The organism is Flammeovirga sp. SubArs3 (assembly GCF_947387565.1).
GTDB lineage: Bacteria > Bacteroidota > Bacteroidia > Cytophagales > Flammeovirgaceae > Flammeovirga > Flammeovirga agarivorans.
The window spans coordinates 133,615-154,346 of sequence record NZ_CANDOA010000012.1 but is presented as its reverse complement, the minus strand read 5'-3'; the positions used below and the strand labels follow the sequence as shown (position 1 = coordinate 154,346).

The window sequence follows — 20,732 nt, the reverse complement described above, 5'->3', positions numbered from 1 at the left end:
AAGGGTTTTATCTATTTGTGTTGATAGATTATTAAAAGTTCATTTATTATCATCAAAATAATAAATATCCTCGTTGTAGACATTTAAATTTAATACCTAAAGTGATTGATTACGAAGAGTGTGGTCATTATTTGATATAATTTTAATTTTGAAGAGGAATAATATTAGAAATTTATAAAATATATGTAATCGAAAAGAAGAATTTTTCGTAAAACACAATAGACATTACTCAAAAATCAACTTTTACCATTAAATAATGAGAAACTATACTAATCAATATGTTACTGAATCACAATCATCTAAAAAATGGAGTTGGAAATGGGAACTTACTAAATTTACTATCCAGATTATCTTTATCATGTTTAGCCTTTCATTGCCTTTTTTATTTTTGATACGAGGTGCTATTTACTTATATCATGAGTACAATATAAATACTTGGATTGGCTTAGTGGGAGGGATTACAATGTCAGCATTATGTATTTGGGCTTATTTTTCGATCATCTCTTTGATGATAGTGAATATTAAAAAAATAAGGTTCTCTCATTTAAAGTGGTCAGCAATCTCTGTAGCATTAATAGTCTTATCCTATGTTGTTTTTGCTTTGTTTTCATTCACAGGTAATAATGCAAAAAATGAAAAGATAAGAGCAGAATACACACAATTGCACCCTTACCTTAAAATTAGTGTAAGAACTTTCCTGTTTCTTGATAAAGGGATGTTGATAACAGATCTGTCTCGAACTCCTGATGATTATACTTCTATGGGATTACAGAAAAAAGGCAGATCGCTACATTACAAACAAAATACGGGTTATGTACATGCTATGGATTTAAGAACTAAAAATAGACCGTTTTGGATGGTATGGATGGCACAGTTGTATTTTAAGTCTTTAGGGTTTAATGCGGTCCGTCATGGGGGTACAGGTGACCACCTCCACGTATCTCTATCTATTTATGAAAGGCAAGGTTCATGGTAATAAGAACCATTGAAAATCAATAAGATTCAGTTCTATTTATTCATAATACCGTTTTTATTTTTTCTAAAAATTGTTGATCTTGTAGAAAATAAAATAGTATGCATGCATACTATTTTTTGATTAACTTACCAATTACACAACAACACTATGGAAAAAATTTCCACACCACTAACCGAGATGTTAGGGATTAAGTATCCTATCATAATGGCACCAATGTTTCTTGTATCCAATGCTGATATGCTAATTGCTGCGATCAACAGCGGAATAACAGGTACAGTTCCAGCCTTAAACTATAGAACAGATAAGGAATTTAGAGCAGCTATTCAACAAATTAGATCAGCAGCAGACGGTCCAATAGGGATTAACCTTATTGCTAACAAATCGAATGTGAGACTGAAAGAACAATTGGACACATGTGTTGAATTGAAGGTAGATTACATCATCACTTCTTTAGGATCACCAAGAAAAATTATTGAAAAGTGTAAGCCTGCAGGAATCAAAGTATTTTGTGATGTAGTAGATATACATTATGCTAAAAAAGTAGAAGAACTTGGTGCTGATGCTGTCATTGCGGTAAATAAAGAAGCAGGTGGACATGCGGGGCCAACAAAAGCGGCAGAACTTGTACCTGCTTTGGTAAATGCCTGTAATATACCAGTGATATCTGCTGGAGGGGTAGGTAATGGATTCCAATGGAAAGAAAAGTTGGATTTGGGAGCTGTAGGTATTTCTATGGGAAGCCCATTTATTGCAACAACCGAAGCGGGTGTATCACAAGATTACAAACAGGCATGTGTCGATTATGGTAGTAAAGATATTGTGATGACGACAAAGTTATCGGGTACGCCATGTACTGTAATCAATACTCCATACATGAAAGAGATTGGTACAAAGCAAAATTGGGTTGAATCAATTCTTAATAAAAATAAGACTCTCAAGAAGTTCGCTAAGATGCTGACTTTCTATAAAGGAATGAAAATGCTTGAAAAAGCAGCCTTTGGAGCGACTTATAAATCAGTTTGGTGTGCTGGTCCATCTATTGAATATGTAAATTCAATTCGACCAGTAAAAGAAGTTGTTGATCAAATGGTAGAAGAATTTGCTTCTGTAGGTGTGAAAAATCAAGCATAGGAAGTAACTTTACTAGAAATAAGATATGAATAACATTTTTGAAAAACGATTTTCTTTCGAGGAAGTCGTTTTTCTTGTTTCATAAGAAGAATATATTGAATCCTATGTATCTTGCATGGTAAACTAAAAAGATTAATTCTTTCAGGACAGCAATAACAAACAAAATGAGTAGAAATATCATTATCATAGGTAGCATTTTTTGTGCTTTAGCAGTAGCGATTGGAGCATTTGGAGCGCATGGTTTAAAAGGAGTTCTTGAGGCCAATGGTCGTTTAGAAACTTTTGAAACAGGTGTGAAATATCATTTTTACCATGGTTTAGGACTCTTACTTTTGGGAGCACTGGCTGATAAAATAGAACAAAACTGGTTAAAATGGGCTGCTGTATTTATGGTGATTGGTATCTTAATTTTCTCAGGGAGTTTATACATTCTATCTATCACAGGCATTAATTGGTTAGGTGCGATTACTCCAATTGGAGGTGTAGGTTTTATTGCGGCATGGATTGCATTGGCATTAGGTGCAAAAAAATAATATGAGTAAAAAATGGAACGTGGCTGCAGAGCCAGAAGAAAAATATATAAAAGAGTTGATGAAGCAACCTAATGTACCCATCTTGATTACCAAGTTATTGGCACAAAGGGGAGTGAAATCTTTACATCAAGCAAGAGATTATTTTCGACCTACTCTAGAGAAGTTACATGATCCTTTTCTAATGAAAGATATGGATGTGGCCGTGGCGAGATTAACGTTAGCCATAGAAAAGGGGGAACGAATTTTATTCTTTGGCGATTATGATGTCGATGGTACTACGTCCGTAGCTCTATTTATGCATTTCTTTAGAGGAGTTTATGATAATGTAGATTTCTACGTTCCAGATAAATATACAGAAGGTTATGGTGTTTCTGTTCGTGGTGTGGAGTACGCAGCGAAAACAAATTGCCAGTTAATTATCTCTTTGGATTGTGGTATCATGAGCCATGAAGCGATTGATAATGCTATTCATAGAAATATTGATTTTATTGTTTGTGACCACCACCAACTCGGAGATACTATACCTAAAGCTACGGCAGTTTTAAATCCTCAAAGACCAGATTGTGATTATCCTTTCAAAGGATTATCGGGTTGTGGTGTCGGATTTAAATTTCTTCAAGGTTTTTGCCAAAAACATGGAATTGACCCAACGCCATTGTGGCAACATTTAGACCTTGTTACTTTAGGTACAGCTTGCGATGTTGTACCTATGGTGGAAGAAAATAGAGTATTAGCACATCAGGGAATTTCTTACTTGAAAAAAAGTACAAAACCTGGAATTATTGCTTTACTACAAGTATTAAAAAAGGATCAAGCTACAGTTCAACTGAATGATTTAGCCTATAGTATTGGGCCAGTGATTAACGCAGCCGGAAGAATTGCTCATGCACAAATTGCAGCAGAATTATTGGCAACAGAAGACCCTAAAGAAGCTAATGAATTAGCCAATGAGCTGAATCGATTAAATCAGTTAAGGAGAAATTATGACCAAAAGATCACAGAAGAAGCACTAGAGATTGCTTCTAGTGAAGAGAATAAGTCAGGATTAGTTTTATACAAGGAAGATTGGCATAAAGGTGTCTTGGGCATTGTTGCTTCTAAGGTAGCGGAGAAAATTGGAAAACCGACAGTATGTCTTACCTTATCACGAGGAGAAGTGACAGGTTCGGGAAGAGCGATCGGAAAATTTGATTTACATGATGTTTTAAATTCTTGTAGTGACTTACTTTCTCAGTTTGGCGGACACACTTCAGCGGCAGGGTTGTCATTAAAAGAAGAAAATTTGTCAGCCTTTTCCGACAAATTTGATGAAGAAGTACAGAAAAAATTGAATGGAAAGGAATTTGTTTCTGAATTAAATATCGATTTGGAAGTTGAACTGACAGATATTACACTTTCCACTGCTAGTATCATCGATAAGATGAAACCTTTTGGGCATGAAAACCCAATGCCTCTGTTTGTTGCTAAGGGAGTAAAATCAACAGAAGTACCTAGGATACTAAAGGAAAGACACCTGAAAATGAAACTAATACAAAACGATGGAGATCAAGCCATCGATGCTATTGCTTTTAATCAGGCAGATCAATTAGAAATCATTACTTCAGGAAGTTTTGATATTGCTTTCAGATTAGAAATAAATGAATTCAGAGGAAGTAAAATACTTCAATTGAATATTAAAGAAATTCGTTCTAGTGTCGATTAACAAGTATATTAGAACTCATCTACGTTTACATATTACATTTTATGGGACAAAATCTCACTCCTAACGTTAAGATATTATTATTGATAAACCTGCTCATCTTTGGTGCCGTGAATTTAATTCACAGTATAGATGTAGTTGCTTTATTGGGGTATCATTACCCTAAATCGGAATACTTCCAAGTGTTCCAACCATTTACATATATGTTCGTACACAGAGATTTCGCACATATTTTTAGTAATATGTTTGCCTTATTCATCTTCGGACCAATGTTGGAAAATGTGTTGGGTTCAAAAAGATTTTTGATTTTATATCTTGTCACAGGTCTTGGTGGCGGTGCGTTGTATGGATTGGTCAACTTTGTTGAGATTCATCAAATGGAAGCTTCTGCAGCACAGTTTATTTTAAGTTCAACACCAGAAAACTTCTTGGCTTTCTGTCAAGATCATGCAGAAGTTTATTTACAGCACAATACAACTTTGTATAACTTTGCTGAAAGTATTTTCCCTGCAGATCCTAATAATCCTGGGTTACAAAAAGAAGCAGTTGAATTTGCTCGTAAGATCACAATCGATAGAATGAACATTCCTATGATTGGAGCATCAGGAGCGATCTTCGGTATATTATTTACGTTTGCGTACTTATTTCCAAATTTACGTTTGATGTTGTTGTTCCCTCCAATTCCAATAAAAGCAAAATACTTGGTAGGTGCTTATATTTTATATGAAACATATGAGCTTATCAATCAGAACCCAGCAGACAATGTTGCCCACCTAGCTCACTTGGGCGGTGCATTATTTGCTTATCTATTGATGAGACACTGGAAATATCAAAGTTACCAGAATTAGGAATACATAAAGTAGTGATATTCAAAGAACAATAATCTATGGATATCACTATTTTAAGAAAATTATTTGGGATATTTTTAAACAAATTATCTACAAATCAAATATCTAATAATAAACTGTACTTGTCCGATGATTGCATGAAATCACTTTTATTACTTGTTGATTTTATGTAAATTAAGTTACCTAATAAATAACCTTATAGAACAGTACAACATAACAGGTTGTCATTAAACCATTACAATATTACTTATGAACGGTTTTATCTCAGATTTAAAATATACATGGAACAAGCCGGGTAGTGGACTACTAAGATTGATCATTGTCAATGTAGTTGTTTATGTCTGTATGAGCTTACTGCTACTAGCACTTAAACTATCAGGTCTTGTTGACGTTTACTATGAATACATTTTTCCTAATGTAGCACTACCACCATCTGCTATTGACTTTGTTAAAGCACCTTGGACTTTAATCACATACTTCTTTATGCATAGTATGTCGGATTTCTTTCATATCCTTTTCAATATGTTAATCATGTATTGGTTTGGAATGATCTTCACAGAATTCCTCGGAGATAAAAAAGTGGTGGCTATCTACTTCCTTGGAGGTATTGCTGGTGGACTTGCTTATTTATTTATGTACAATGTAATTCCATACTACAGTGCTCGTATGGATATGGTAAGTGGACTTATCGGTGCCTCAGCAAGTGTATATGCTATTGTTGTTGGTTCTGCTGCAATTGCTCCAGATTATAAAATCAATTTACTATTTGTTGGCCCAGTAAAGATCAAATACTTGGCGGCGGTATATATTTTCTTGTCCTTAATTCAAACTGCAGGTGCAAACGCTGGTGGTGAAATTGCTCACTTAGGTGGAGCCCTTATGGGTTATGGCTATGTAGCTATTCTTAAAAAAGGAACTGATTTGGGAACGCCACTTTATAAAATTTCAGATTTCTTCTCTGATTTAATGTCTTCTGAAAAGAAATTGAAGGTAGTTCATAGAGGAGGAAAAAAGAAAACAAGTAAGAAAACTACTACTGCTAAAACAGGATCTCAACCATCACAAGCAACAGTAGATGAGATATTGGATAAAATTTCTGATAAAGGCTATGAAGGATTAACTCAAGAAGAAAAACAAATCCTTTTCAAGGCAAGTCAACGAAAACACTAGAAATTGTATTGAAAAACAGATATTTTTATTAATATTGTAATAAAATTCATTAAAAGTTATTTCTTTTTGTAAGGAATAACTTTTTTTGTTGAAAATATTTCAAATTGATTATCAATAGAACAGAAAAGAGGTAACCAAGGTTTAAAGATGTGATTATTGTCTAATGCTAACTACAAACGCTACAAATTACACTTCCTAAAAGGTTCATCTCTATTCGAGAAAAATATATAAGCATGATTGATCAGGCCACTTTAGAAAAGTATGAATTGGTTGTGGGTTTGGAAGTGCACTCACAATTAACAACAGCAAGTAAAATTTTTGCTTCGGATCCTACCACTTTTGGAGAAGATCCGAACGTAAATATTAGTGCAATCACTTTAGCTTTGCCGGGAACGCTTCCTAAGGTAAATAAAGGTGTGATTGAATCTTCTATTAAAATGGGATTGGCTTGTAATTGCCGTATCTCAGAATATCAGTTCTTTGATAGAAAAAATTACTTCTATCCAGACCTTCCAAAAGGATATCAAACAACACAAGATAAAACACCTATTTGTATTGGTGGGCATGTTGATGTAGTTACAAAAAATGGAGATCCGTTTACTGTAGTGCTTAACCGAATTCATATGGAAGAAGATGCCGGTAAGTCAACACACTTAGAAGGAAGCCCTGATACTTTGGTTGATCTAAATAGAGCCGGTGTTCCATTAATGGAAATTGTAACGGAACCTTGTATTCATGATTCTGCAGTGGCAGCTGCTTTTGTTGGTGAGATCAGAAAAACCGTTCGTTACCTTGGTATTGGTGATGGGAATATGGAAGAAGGATCTTTAAGATGTGATGCCAATGTTTCTGTTCGATTAAAAGGGTCTACTGAGCTTGGAGAAAAATGCGAGATCAAAAACATGAACTCAATGCGTAATATCCAAAAGGCCATTGAATATGAAATGCAACGTCAGATTCAACTTATAGAGAAAGGCGAGGAGATCATTTCTGAGACAAGAACTTTCAATGTAGATACAGGAAAGACGTATGGTATGCGTACAAAGGAAACATTAAACGATTACCGTTATTTCCCTTGTCCTGACCTTCCTCCAATGATTGTAAAACAGGAGTTGGTAGAAAAGATCAAGGCGGAGATGCCTAGCTTACCAGCAGAATTGATTAAGAAATTCACATCAGAATATAAATTACCTGAGTACGACGCCCGTTTATTAACAGAGGCAAAAGATTCAGCTCAGTACTTTGAGGAATTATGTTCTTCAACAAAAAATTATAAAGCGGCTTCCAATTGGATGATGGGCCCTCTGAAATCATTATTAAATGAGACAGGTGGTGACTTTGATGCTTTTCCAATTCGTCCAAAGCAAGTAGCGGAAATGATTGCATTGGTAGATGCTAAGAAAGTTAGCTTTGCCGCTGCATCACAAAACTTATTGAAAGCATTAGCTTCTAAGCCGGAAGTATCTGTAGAAGGTTTAGCCAAAGAATTGGATTTAATCCAAGATAGTGGAGATGATTTCTTACTTCCTTTAATTGACGAGGCAATTGCTAAATTCCCTGATAAAGCGAAAGCATACAAAAAAGGGAAAAAGAACTTACTTGGTTTGTTTATGGGTGAAGTCATGAAAATGGCAAAAGGTAAGGCAGATCCTCAAAAAACAAATCAATTACTTCGCGAAGCATTGGAAAAGTAAAGATCTGTGTATATTGCATAATAATAAATCATGTAAACAGACAGAAGTGAAAACATTTAAGAATAGTCTAATTTTATTACTAGCATTATTTGCTATTAGTTGCGGTTCTTCAAAAGAAAATGATACTAAAGCGGAATATCCTGCAAAGATTAGTATATCTGGTCAATTAGAAGGAATAGAAAAAGGTGCTAAAGTAATCTTATATTCAATTGAGAATGTTGGAGGCAAAAGAAACGTTGCTGAGACAACAGTAGATGAAAAAGGAAAGTTCTCTTTTGATTATACTGTTCCTAAAATTGGACTTTACACAATAAATATTGATAACCAAGCAGAGGAGATTCTGGTATTAGAAGATAAAGATTTATCTGTAAGCAGTGCTCCTGTAGGTTATGAAATTTCTGGTTCAAGAGAAAATGAGCTTCTTCATGAACTAAAAGAAATGTATGATAAGTACTCTGAAGAAGGTTCAAAACTTCAGCAGGAGTATGTGTCATCAGAAAATAAAGAAGAGGTAATCAAGAAGATAAAAGCAATGCAAGATGCTCAAAAGGCAGAATTGCAGCAGAAATTAAAGAAATTTGATGGTGCTTATGTATCTTTGGTGGTGCTTAACTTCTTAAACGATAAAGAAGCTTATTTTGATGTAATCAATGAAACGGTTGAAAAACTGGAGAAAAACTTTCCTGATGACCAATTAGTGAAAGAAGTATCTAAAAGTATTGATGCAATCAGAGCCACCAGAATTGGTGCTATGGCTACAGAGATTAATTTACCATCTGTTGAAGGTAAAAACATTGCGTTATCCGATTTTAAGGGAAATTATGTAATGATCGATTTCTGGGCATCTTGGTGTAGACCATGTAGAATGGAAAACCCTAATGTATTAAGAGCTTATAATAAATATAAGTCTAAAGGGTTTGAAGTATATGGTGTATCTATCGACCAAGATCAAAATGCTTGGAAACAAGCAATTCAGATAGATCATATTTCATGGACTCAGGTGCATGATACAAATAATGAGGCCGCTAAAGCTTACGGTGTAGAATCTATACCTTTCACTTTATTATTAGATAAAGAAGGAAAGATTATCGCTAAAAACCTGAGAGGTAATGCTTTAGAGGAGAAGTTAGAAGAATTACTAGGAAAATAAACATATGCTTTACAAATCACTAAGGTGGTTTGATGAATTTTAGAAAGGATATACTGTCATCATGCGGTATATCCTTTTTTGTTTTTGATCAGTTTCTTATTGTGGGTAGAGTGTGAAAAAAACTAAATTATAGTAATAGCTTACGTAATAAATGTTATTGCATATGATTCATTTAATTTAGTTAAGACAATTTTTTCGCAAACTTTAAACATTTACCTACGAATGAGAGTAAATTCACTTTACTTACTCCTGTTCATCTTTACCATCAGTTTACCCGTTGACGCTTATAACGACATAACAATTACTGGTGATGCAACTATTGGAGGTTGGGATACAGACTACCCACTCACGGTACAAGATGACGATCCAAACATTTGGACACTTGAGAACTTTTCACTGAAAAGTGGATATTTAAAATTTAGAGCAGACTATTCATGGGATAATAATTGGGGTGGCGACACTTTCCCATCAGGAACCCTAGTCTCTTACGGAAATGATATTTATGTAGATGTACCGGGAAGGTATGATATCACTTTCGATTTAAATGATAATTCATATAACATCGTTTATGTTGGTGAATTAAAATACAAAGAAGGATTGCTATTGACGGAATACAATGCCTTAAAAGACTTGGTAGAAAATATCTATTCTATCCAAGATGCACCAGGTTACAATTGGTTCGACCCTCACACTACAATCTACGGTTGGAGTGGCTTAACATTAAGAGATTCTGTCGATGAAGACGGGGTAAACTTTAGTGTAGTTGAAGGTATCGAATTTATTCAAAGTGATTTAGATGGTGGTGGATTTATGTCTTCAATAGGAGATCTTAAACACCTTAAATCTCTTCAATTGAACTTTAGAGGAGATGTATTTTTAAATGATTTTGATAATTTATCTGCTTTAACTCAGCTCAAGCATTTAAGGTTATCAGGGTCATATATTGATACAAGTAATTTAAGCTTCTTGTATAGCTTTCAAAATTTAGAAACTTTAGATTTATCAAGATGTTACATTGATTTTGATGCTATCAATTTATTGAATGAAAATGGAGTATTGGATAACCTTCAATCTTTCTTGTTCGCTAAGGATGCTAATAACAGGTTTTGGCCAGATCATGAATTAAGTGGAGATAATGCTGCCGTTACTTTATCTGTCTCAGGATACCCTGAAGATGAGTATTTGGTGAAATGGTTTAAGAATGGAGAATACCTTTCTGGAGAAGATAGTACGCATTATACTTACTCTGTGAACGAAAACATTGGTAACGTTTATTATGCAAGGATATATCAGAATAGCCTTCCAGAATATGGGATTCCAACAAGAGAGTCGAAAGAAAGGGGAGCTTCTATAACGTTAATTATCGATGGTTTTCCAGAAAATACCCCTCAAGGGTATAATATCTCTATCATTGGCAAAGTAGGTATTGATCATGAAAATGATGTATACTTTGATTACAACGAAGACAGTACTCTATTAATAGGCTATACAAATAGAATTATTGGTAATAATACGCTTAGCATTAGTATTAATAATTTTACTCCTTTTGTAGAGGTAGATGATATGGGAATTCCGGTGACTAAAAACCTTTTATTAGATACTGTAGCTGATTTTGGGACAATTTACCTTGAAGATATTTATGCATGGAAAAACGTACCTACAACTCCTACTTCTACATGCGAAACAGCGATAGATATTTTAGCTGGTAAGAATGAAATATTAGGTACACCAAATTGGTATAAATATGTTGCACCTTTTGATGAGCATCTTACAATTAGATATTTAGATGATACAGAAACGATACACCAGAGAGCTTATATCGATATCTACAGCGACTGTGATGAAACTTATAGAGGTGGTGTATACGGTTTTAAGGAGCAAACAATGGAGGTGAGTGAAGGTGAAATCCTTTACTTTAAAATCAACGCTGCAGAGTATGTTGCTTTTGAATTGGAATTAGAAGAGAAAGAAATTATTCGTCCTTCGGTTACATTTAATTTTGATGAAATTCCTGCAAATACACCTTCCCTAGATCAAAATACCGTCTATGCTATTGGTTCTAGAGATGGAGTGGAATTTATTGAACCATTAAATATTAATGAAGACTCTACTGGATACCAATTGATATTTCCAGAGTATACAAATGAGGTGTCATTTAAGTTACATATCGAGAATGATGAATTGTATAGAGCAGTAGATTCAAATGGTGATGAAGCTTTCTACCTTGTGAATTTCTTCGAGGAAAAGCATCAAACACTTGAAATCACAGATTGGAATTTTATCCCAAGGTTTGACAACTCTTTCGAAAACCCTGAAGTGATAGCTGAAGGTAGTAATATTAAAGCGTTTGGATTAACATCATGGTTTAGTTATCAAGCACAAGATGATAATATTATCACAATTGAAACTTTTGATAATACTTATAACAAAACACTTACAATCTATAAAAATGGAGGGTACGAATCCCAAAGTTTTGGAGCAGACCTAAAAGCTTCATTGGATGTGAAAAATGGGGATGTTTTAATCTTTGCTTGGGGATATGATAATGAACCAAATTCGGTAATTCGTCCATTTGGCTTTAATCTAGAAGTAAAGAGTTATCCAACAATCGTTGTTCAGAATTTACCAGAGAATACACCAGAAAACACAAAAGTTTGGGCAACAGGTGACTTTGATGGATGGAACCATAATTTTGCAACTAAAGAGTTGATCTTTAATGCAGATAGTAACTACTATGAGATCAAACTTCCATTAACAGAAGATAATCCAAACTTTACTTTCTTCTTGAAAGGTGGATCAAAGTTTATTGAATTAGATCAAGAGAATGAGGAAGTGGTAAGAAATATCTTAGATACACCTTATGAACCAAGAGTCTTTGTAGACGATATCTATCAATGGGTGGCTATACCACAAGCGGCAAACACATGCGAAACAGCATGGGATGTTGAATTGGGACCACAACATGTAGAAAGTACGGAGCAATGGTATGCGTTTACAGCTCCATCAGATGGAGAGTATTACATTAGAGAGAAAGGTGTTAATGTTGTCAATGGTCACGTAATGGCAGAGCAAGTATCAATTTTTGCTAATTGTAATGATGACCAATCATTAGCATCAGCAAAAGGAGCTTTATTGTATACTTTATCTCAAGGGGAAACGGTTTACATCAAATGGGAACATTACCAAGGAGAGGATGTTGCTTTCGATTGGTGGTTAGAACTGTATGACTTGTCTCTTTTATCTGAAGCAAATGGCTACCATTGGTTGCACCCTAAATTAATGACAAGAACTGGTGAAAACGAATACTATGTTGAAGAGTACTTTAAAGAAGGATCAGCTACATTCAACTTAAAAGATGTTTCTAATGCTTACATTGGTTATGATCAAGGTTCAGAGAAAATCGCTCAAGGTTTTTATGATAACATTCCGATGGAAATTGAAACATCAGGTATTTATGGGTTAACTGTAAATATTGCAGATGGTAGTTATTCTTATTCTTTCATAAAAGAATACATTACTCCTGTTTCTATTTCACCAAAATATTGGAGTCCAGATGAGGAAATCACTGTAACGATTGATTTAAAGCAGGAAGGTAGTATTCAAAATTATGAAGAGTTATATATATGGTCATGGGTTGATGCTGTAGATACAGTGTACAGTGCTATCACAAATAACGATTTTAATTTAAGTGATGTTGAAGCTCAGATGACGAAGAAAGAAAGAGGGGTATTTGAAATGACATTTATTCCTACTGAATTCTTTAATACAACAGCTTCAGAGATAAAAGATCATGGGTTTAAGTTCTTAGTAAAAGATCAAATGGGTTACGCTCAAACAGCTGATTTAGGTCCATTCTACAGTAGGGATATTCCTACTGTTACTGTTGATTTTAACCTAAATATGAATGTTTACATTACTGAGCAACTATTTGATATAGCGAGTGATCAGGTATCTGTTTTTGCTTCTCATGATGATGGAACAGATTTCCTAATTATGTTGTCTGATACTAATAATGATGGTATTTACACATTTTCATTAGAAAATGTAAATATTGGAGATTTGGAGTATACCTTTAGATTGTATCAAGATAACGATAGTATTGAAAACAATTCATCGTTCGATGTAAGCTTAGAAGAAGGTAAAGATGAATCATTCACACATTACTTCAATAATAAATCAGAAGCCAACCCTGAAGTGATCTTGGCAGTAAATATGTCTAGACAGGTGGAGTTGGATAACTTTAATAAAGCTGATCATACTGTAGCAGTTGAAGTAACTATTGATGAGGAAAAACTCACATTACCTTTAGAAGAAGATCAAGACGGAAACTTCTCAACAACACTTTTCAAATTACCATCTGGAGAAACTTATCTATATAAGTTTATCACATTAGATACAGATGAGAATACAGTTTTAGAGGAGTCGGAAAATAGATCATTTGTAATTGGAACAGGACAGCAAACACAACTGCATTGGTTTAATGATGAATTACCAGAAGAGAAATTTAATGCAACTTGGCTAGTGAATGTCAACCCAGCTATTTTAACGGGACAATTTGATCCGGCTACAGGTACAGTAGAAATATTGGGTAGTTTCAATGGGTGGTCAGAAGCAATTTCTCTAACTAGAGTAGAAGAAACTTCTGTCTATACTACTTCTATGGATCTTCCAAGCACAGTGATTTACTATAAATTAATAGTAGATGGTGTCGAAGAAGAATTTATAGGCCAAGGTCAAAGTGACAATAGATCTCACTATTTAACTTCTGAAGATACTACAATCAGTGTAGTTCACCAGTTTGAAGAAACTGTAAAGGTAGATGAAGAGGAGATCCAAGTAGTGACTTCTGATGATGGAACCGTACAAGTAGAAGTAGCAATTGAAGCTTTCGAAGAATTAGAAGGAGAGGTTACTTACCAAGTAATGTTGGCAGATGGTAGCCCATTGCCAGATTGGGTGATTTTTGATCCTGAAACTTTAACATTCTCTATTGATCCTTCTAAAGTTCCTTCTGGTACTAGAACGAACACTAGTATTGAAGACCTTGATATTATTGTATTAGCTAGTGATGAAGCAGGTAAGTCTGTTGCTGTAGAAGTAACATTGCCGACGGAATCAATTATTAGTGATGCAACAGATGAAGAAGATATTACATCTGTAGAAGAATTATTTGAAAACCCTTGGAAAGTATACCCTACTGAAGTGGATGCATCATTTAGTATTGAAAACCATACTAATGTAAATTATGAATATCAGGTTATTAATTTGAATGGTATAACATTGATTACAGGGTCTACTAATCAATGGAAAAAAGAAATTAATATCAGTACACTACCAAGAGGTATGTATGTGATTAAATTAAATAACGGAGACCAAAGTAATAGTTTTAAGGTGTTGAAAAAATAGAGACTTTTCGAACATTAAAATTATAAAATCTTATGGCAGTCTTATGATAAATAAGGCTGCCATTTTTGTATCTAAACCTTTATTATTCACTATTTAAAGTCTTTGTTTTACTTATCTAAGGAAGTCAACTACTTGTTTAGTAGTGTATTAAAAGATTTATTAAATTAAACTAACCCAAATTTTATCCCGGACTCAATCGTTCGACGAAGAATTGTATTTAACCTAATTTATTAACTCATTCCTTGTGACTGTTGTGGTTATGTTTAAAAAATCACAATGCACATTGTTAGACCTATACTCTACCCATGAAATTAACTCGCCAACAATGCTTAGGTGGAATCGTTGTATTCTTCCTATTGTTTGAGTTGACAACTATCTCAAATGCACAATCAACATCTCCTATCGATCACATAGAAGAAAAAGGGATGGTTTACTCAAAGTTCAAACGACAAAAGGATGACCCCGAAGCAAGAGCGAGGTTCGAACACATGCTGATTGAAAATCCCGAGACCCATCTGATTCCAGAAAATATAGAAGAACTAGAACATGCTTTTGCCGAAAGTGTGAAATGGAAAAATAAGAATTCTAGGTTTCGTTTAATCCCTCATTCACCTTGGAGACAAAGAGGACCGTTTAATGTAGGTGGTAGAACAAGAGCTTTGGCAATGGATAAATACAATGAAAATGTACTTTTTGCTGGAGGTGTTGCAGGCGGATTATGGCGTTCTATAGATGCAGGCAAATCATGGGTTAAAGTAACCACCCCAACCGATAGACAATCGATTACTTGTATAATTCAAGATCCCCGACCAAGTTATGCAAACATATGGTATTATGGTGCAGGAGAAGTATATGGAAACTCAGCATCAGGAGGAGGAGCATCCTACAGAGGTAATGGAATTTTTAAATCAACAGATGGTGGTATTTCATGGAATCCAATTGCCTCTACAGAAAGTGATCCTACCATTACTGAAGGTAACTTCCAATATGTATCCAGAATAGATATTACAGGGAATGGAACGCTGTTAGTAGCTCATTCAAATGGAGTTTCTCGTTCTACAGATAATGGGAAAAATTGGGAGGTTGTTTTAGATTACGAAAGTGTCAGATTTACTGAAGTATTGGTCAGAGGTGAAGGAACCGTTTTTGCAACTATCGCTGGGTATGGAATTTTCAAATCAACTGATCATGGACAAACTTGGAACGACATCACACCAACAAGTTTATTGTCAGGAAATTTCCAAAGAATAGTAATGGATTACGCTCGATCTAATCCAAATGTTGTTATGTTTTTTGCTCATACTCCAGGTGGTGGTATCAATAATCACAAGTTGCTAAAACTATTGGATAACACAGGCAGCTGGCAAGACTTATCTCAGAACCTTCCTGCATTTGGAGGATATGTAGGTAATCTATCACAAGGTTCTTATAATCAATATGTAAAAATTAAACCTAATAATGAGAATGTAGTTTTTATCGGAAGTACTAATCTTTATAGATCTGACAATGGTTTTACTTCACCCAATAATACGTATTGGATTGGAGGCTACTCTACAAAAAATAACGTAAGTATTTATGAAAATCATCATCCCGATAACCATGAACTGATCTTCTTTTCATCTAACCCTGACCGAGTGATCACTGCTCATGATGGGGGAGTATCGATTACTTCTAATGTGATGAATGAAAAAGTAGAGTGGGAATATTTGAACAATGGTTATTATACTACACAAGCATATGCAATTGCTATTGATGAAAAAACGGCTGGAGATAATCGCCTCATGGCAGGGTTTCAAGACAATGGCAAATGGTATAGCAATACAACAGATATTAAAGCCAATTGGATTGAAGAATATGCAGGTGGAGATGGTTGCTATGTAGCAATAGTTCCGGGAGAAGATACGCGATATACAAGTACTCAGTATGGGAAAATATTAAGATTTAAAGGTGAAGACCCTCAAAACCCAACAGACTTTGATGGCATTCATCCTAGAGATGCAAGAGGACAGCTATTTGTTAATCCTTACATCTTAGATCATAATGATCATAATGTGATGTATTACCCTGCTGGAAATAAACTGTGGTTAAATAGAACTCTTGGAGACATCAACTCTGGGTATACATTTAATGGCACAAGATCTGGATGGGAACAATACAGTAATGTAGCGACAAGTGGAACAATTACCGCATTAGACGTATCCACTTCATCAGCAAATAAATTATATATAGGAACAACCAACGGGAGTATTTATAAAGTAGATAATTCACTGAGTGAAACATCACAAGTAAGTAATATATCTGTTGATAAAGGACTGTCTAAAGGGTATGTATCTTGTATAGCAGTAGACCCCAAAGATGAAGACCATGTTTTGGCAGTATTTTCAAACTATCAGGTGCGAAGTGTTTTCGAAACAAAAAATGCCGGACAAACTTGGGTACATGTAACGGGTAATTTAGAAGAAAATGAAGATGGTTCAGGAGCAGGACCTTCTGTTCGTTGGATTGCTTTCCATCAACCCGAAAATGGTGAGTCAGGAATATTTTTAGGGACTTCGGTCGGTTTATTCTATACCTCAGCTCTATCAGAAAATACGGTGTGGAAACAAGAAGGGGAGCAGGAACTTGGAGATGCTGTAATTAGCATGATTAAAACTAGAGAAGATGGTTTGGTGGCTATTGGTACTCACTCCAACGGAATTTATACGGCCTACTATGGGATTTCAGATGTTCCGCCATCAGTGAAAAATCAAATCAGCAAAAGAGAATATACTGTAGGTGATATTAAAGAATCTTTTTTATTGAGTGATTTATTTGAAGATCCTAATGCCGATAAAATTACTTATCAAGTATCATCATCTAATGATCAGGTTGCTACAGCTCAAATCAATGGTGAATATTTAGAAATAATTCCATCAAAAAATAATGTAGGAGAAGCAGAAATTACATTAACAGCGTCTGCAAACAGCTTATCCACTGTGATGTATATTGATATAACTGTAAGTTCTATTACAGCCACTTTGGTGAGACAATCTTTGGATCAAGGATCAACCTATAGATCTCAATTTTTTACAGATTTTGAAGCTCCCATTTATAGTGCAGATGATTTTATAGTACCAGAAAATACAGAATGGGAAGTAACAGGAGTGAAAGCCTATGGCCATAGTTCAAACGATAATGAAACTATAGTAAGAGTATTTATTTGGGAAGATGATAATGGAAAACCATCAAGTAATGCCATCTACTCTTCAGATGATGTTACGATTACTCAAAAGACAGGTAGTGATATATTACATATGCTTGATACGCCAATTGTATTGCCTTCAGGGAAATATTGGATTACTGTCGCAGCCGTAATGTCCTATGCTAAAGATGGAAGCTGGTATTGGAAAGGGTATAATGGAGCATCTACAAAAGGCAGTCCTTTTCATATTATAGACCCTGCAGATTTATACAGAAGAGATTATATCCAATGGACTTCAAGTGCGGAAATATCGTATGCAAATACAGATTTAGCTTTTGATATTTTTGGAACATCTGAAAATGGAGAAAAACCATTAGCTATTTCTAACCTCAATGCTGTAGCTAGAGATAATGATGTTGTTGATTTATCTTGGGAGCATATATCAGAGGTTTCTGGGTATAATGTTTATAGATCATTCTCACCAGATAATGGTTTTGAAAAAGTAAGTACTGTAGATCCAACAAGCAATACTTGGGAAGATCTATCACAAAAGAATGAAGGAGCTACTTATTACTATCAAGTAAAGGCGTTTAATGCCAGTGGTGTTTCAAACACATCGCCAATAGTATCAGCAAGAATAAACCGAATTCCAAATCAAGTAACCGAATTGAAATCTTCTTTCTCATTAAATAGAATTGAAGTAGAATGGAAAGATGAAAGTAATGATGAAGATGGTTTTATTATTGAATATTCACTACACCCTAATAAAGGTTTTGTTCCATTAGAAAGAGCCAACAGAAATGCAACTTCATATGTAATAGATAATTTACCATATGGAGCGATGCAATATTACATAAGAGTTGCAGCATTTAATGGTGCGGGAGTATCAAGTTATAATTATACTTCTAGTTACTCATTGTTGGAAACACCTGGAAATATCTATTATGAAGAAATTTCTCCATCATCATTATTTATTTCTTGGAAAGATAATTCCGCTTTAGAAACAGGTTTCCTCATCGAATACTCCATTGATGAGGGAAAAACATTTCCATTTAGTTTTACGACGAATGTAAATACTGAGAATATTACGTTAACGGATTTACTTCCCAATATTACTTATTACTTCAGACTGAGTGCTATTAACGGAACAAATAATGGAGGTTTAAAAAGTCTGAGTCAGTTATTTGTGTATACAATGGGAGGAAGTTCAGGTCCACTGGCTCCGAAGAACCTGATTGCTTCAAAAAGTGCAGATAGTGTTTGTTTACTTTGGGATGATGTTATCATCAATGAATTGGGATTTACAGTTCTTAGAAAAGGTGTAAACGAGGTCGAATTTGAAGAAATTGCTGGATTGCCTTACAATACCACACAGTTTACTGATCGCCAAATTGAAGAAGGTCAAATCTATGATTATAAAGTTAGAAGCTTTAATGAAATAGGAGAAGAGACTTCGGATACTATCACTGTTGAGTTGCCGATTTTCGCACCAACTGATTTTACTGTGATGCGAAAAAACAATGCTAATTATCTAAAATGGAAAGATAATTCTCAAAGAGAAGAAGAATACCGTGTTTACAGAAAGCACAGAGATGGTAGTTTTATGAAATTAAAATCATTACCTGCTTCTGAAGCTAGTTTTGTAGATTATGCCACCCAAGAAAATTCAGAGTATACCTATAAAGTCGTAGCACTATTTAATGGGGCAGAGATTTCATCAAATACGTTTACGATTTCAACATCGGATAATGTGCCACAGGGGTTACACTCATTTAATGCGGTCGAAAATACTGATGGCAAGATAACACTAAGTTGGATCGATGGTCAAAAAGATGGAGATACTTATAAAATCTTCAGAAAGATTCAGGGAAGTTCAGACTCAACTTTTATCGTTCAGTTGGAGGCTTCCCAAGTGACAGCTATAGACAATACTGCAGCTCCGAATATGACCTATATCTATTATATTATTGAATTTAATGGAGCAATGCCAAGTACAGCAGTGTCAACATCTATCATGACCAATATTGATGCAACTTTACCATCAATGCCAGTAAATTTCACGGTTACCGAAGATGAAAATGGAGTGATGCTCACTTGGAAAGATATGGCTGAAAATGAAATGGGATATAATTTATACAGGGCCAATTTATCTGGAGGTACTGCTATGAAAATAGCCAACCTAAATCCAAATGCAGAAAGTTACTTGGATATTTCTGCTGATAGGGATGATGAGTATAGATACCTTCTTACTGCTTATAATTCAAGAGGGTATGCTCCACAAGTTGAAACAATTTTTAGTATGCGTACAGACGAAGATTTGGTATTAACACCACCATCAGATTTTAAAGCAATTGATGCAAGTACGTATGTACGCCTTGTCTGGGCAGATGATGTAAATAATGAGCATGGATTTAAATTGTATAGAAAACAGGAAGATGGTCAAGATACATTGTGGATCGGTTCAGTAACTGAAAATGTAAGAAGTTTCCATGATGAAGAAGAGCTCCTTATTGGGGACTATACTTACTATATCGCTTCATATAATGCTAAAGGAGAATCAGCCTTATCAGAATATAATTTCACTAAAGAAGCAATTTTAGCCAACGACGAATCGATGGTGATTGGAAGTTCTAAGATCTATCCCAATCCAAGTTCAGGTTATTTTAATTTGATTTTGAAAGATTCATGGAGTCAAGGAGCGTCTATAGATGTTTTTGCAAATGATGGACGTAAGGTATTTCAACAAGATATATCCACTATGTTTGCTGAGTTAGACCTTAGTCATCTATACCAAGGAACATATATTTTATTAATTCATGATGGAGAAAACCAAGAGCATATAAAAATTGTGAAGGAGTAGAGGAATGTAATAGAAGGAAGTTATTTTTTATGAAAAAGAAGACTTCCTTTACTGCAAATAGTATTCAACATAATAAATGTATCA

Annotated in this window: 10 protein-coding genes; all 10 read left to right on the top strand. The window is 34.6% G+C overall.

Features of this window, described 5'->3' with window-relative positions; all coding sequences use genetic code 11:
• Positions 1-256 precede the first annotated feature (256 nt).
• The 10 genes from QL232_RS24215 to QL232_RS24170 all read left to right on the top strand — a co-directional run bounded on the left by QL232_RS24215 (position 257) and on the right by QL232_RS24170 (position 20,648).
• Positions 257-976: a hypothetical protein gene (locus QL232_RS24215; RefSeq protein ID WP_281616109.1), complete on the top strand. Its 720-nt coding sequence runs from the start codon at positions 257-259 to the stop codon at positions 974-976.
• 147 nt (positions 977-1,123) lie between these two features.
• Positions 1,124-2,107 (top strand): nitronate monooxygenase, encoded by a 984-nt coding sequence (locus tag QL232_RS24210; RefSeq protein ID WP_281616108.1) that lies wholly within the window; start codon positions 1,124-1,126, stop codon positions 2,105-2,107.
• Positions 2,108-2,271: 164 nt separating this feature from the next.
• Entirely contained in the window at positions 2,272-2,640 is a 369-nt protein-coding gene (locus QL232_RS24205) for a DUF423 domain-containing protein (RefSeq protein WP_281616107.1), read from the top strand.
• Position 2,641: 1 nt separating this feature from the next.
• Entirely contained in the window at positions 2,642-4,342 is a 1,701-nt protein-coding gene (gene recJ, locus QL232_RS24200; RefSeq protein WP_281616106.1) for a single-stranded-DNA-specific exonuclease RecJ, read from the top strand.
• A gap of 41 nt (positions 4,343-4,383) precedes the next feature.
• Entirely contained in the window at positions 4,384-5,187 is an 804-nt protein-coding gene (locus tag QL232_RS24195; protein WP_168882040.1) for a rhomboid family intramembrane serine protease, read from the top strand.
• 249 nt (positions 5,188-5,436) lie between these two features.
• On the top strand, positions 5,437-6,357 hold the full coding sequence (locus QL232_RS24190) for a rhomboid family intramembrane serine protease (protein WP_281616105.1): 921 nt from the start codon (positions 5,437-5,439) through the stop codon (positions 6,355-6,357).
• A 233-nt stretch (positions 6,358-6,590) separates the two neighbouring features.
• Positions 6,591-8,051: an Asp-tRNA(Asn)/Glu-tRNA(Gln) amidotransferase subunit GatB gene (gene gatB, locus QL232_RS24185; protein ID WP_281616104.1), complete on the top strand. Its 1,461-nt coding sequence runs from the start codon at positions 6,591-6,593 to the stop codon at positions 8,049-8,051.
• A 46-nt stretch (positions 8,052-8,097) separates the two neighbouring features.
• The gene (locus tag QL232_RS24180; RefSeq protein ID WP_281616103.1) at positions 8,098-9,201 is read left to right on the top strand and encodes a TlpA disulfide reductase family protein; all 1,104 of its coding nucleotides are present in this window, start codon (positions 8,098-8,100) and stop codon (positions 9,199-9,201) included.
• Between the two features lie 222 nt (positions 9,202-9,423).
• Positions 9,424-14,607: a T9SS type A sorting domain-containing protein gene (locus tag QL232_RS24175; protein WP_281616102.1), complete on the top strand. Its 5,184-nt coding sequence runs from the start codon at positions 9,424-9,426 to the stop codon at positions 14,605-14,607.
• Between the two features lie 305 nt (positions 14,608-14,912).
• Positions 14,913-20,648, top strand: coding sequence for a fibronectin type III domain-containing protein (locus QL232_RS24170; protein ID WP_281616101.1), 5,736 nt, complete (start codon positions 14,913-14,915; stop codon positions 20,646-20,648).
• Positions 20,649-20,732 lie beyond the last annotated feature (84 nt).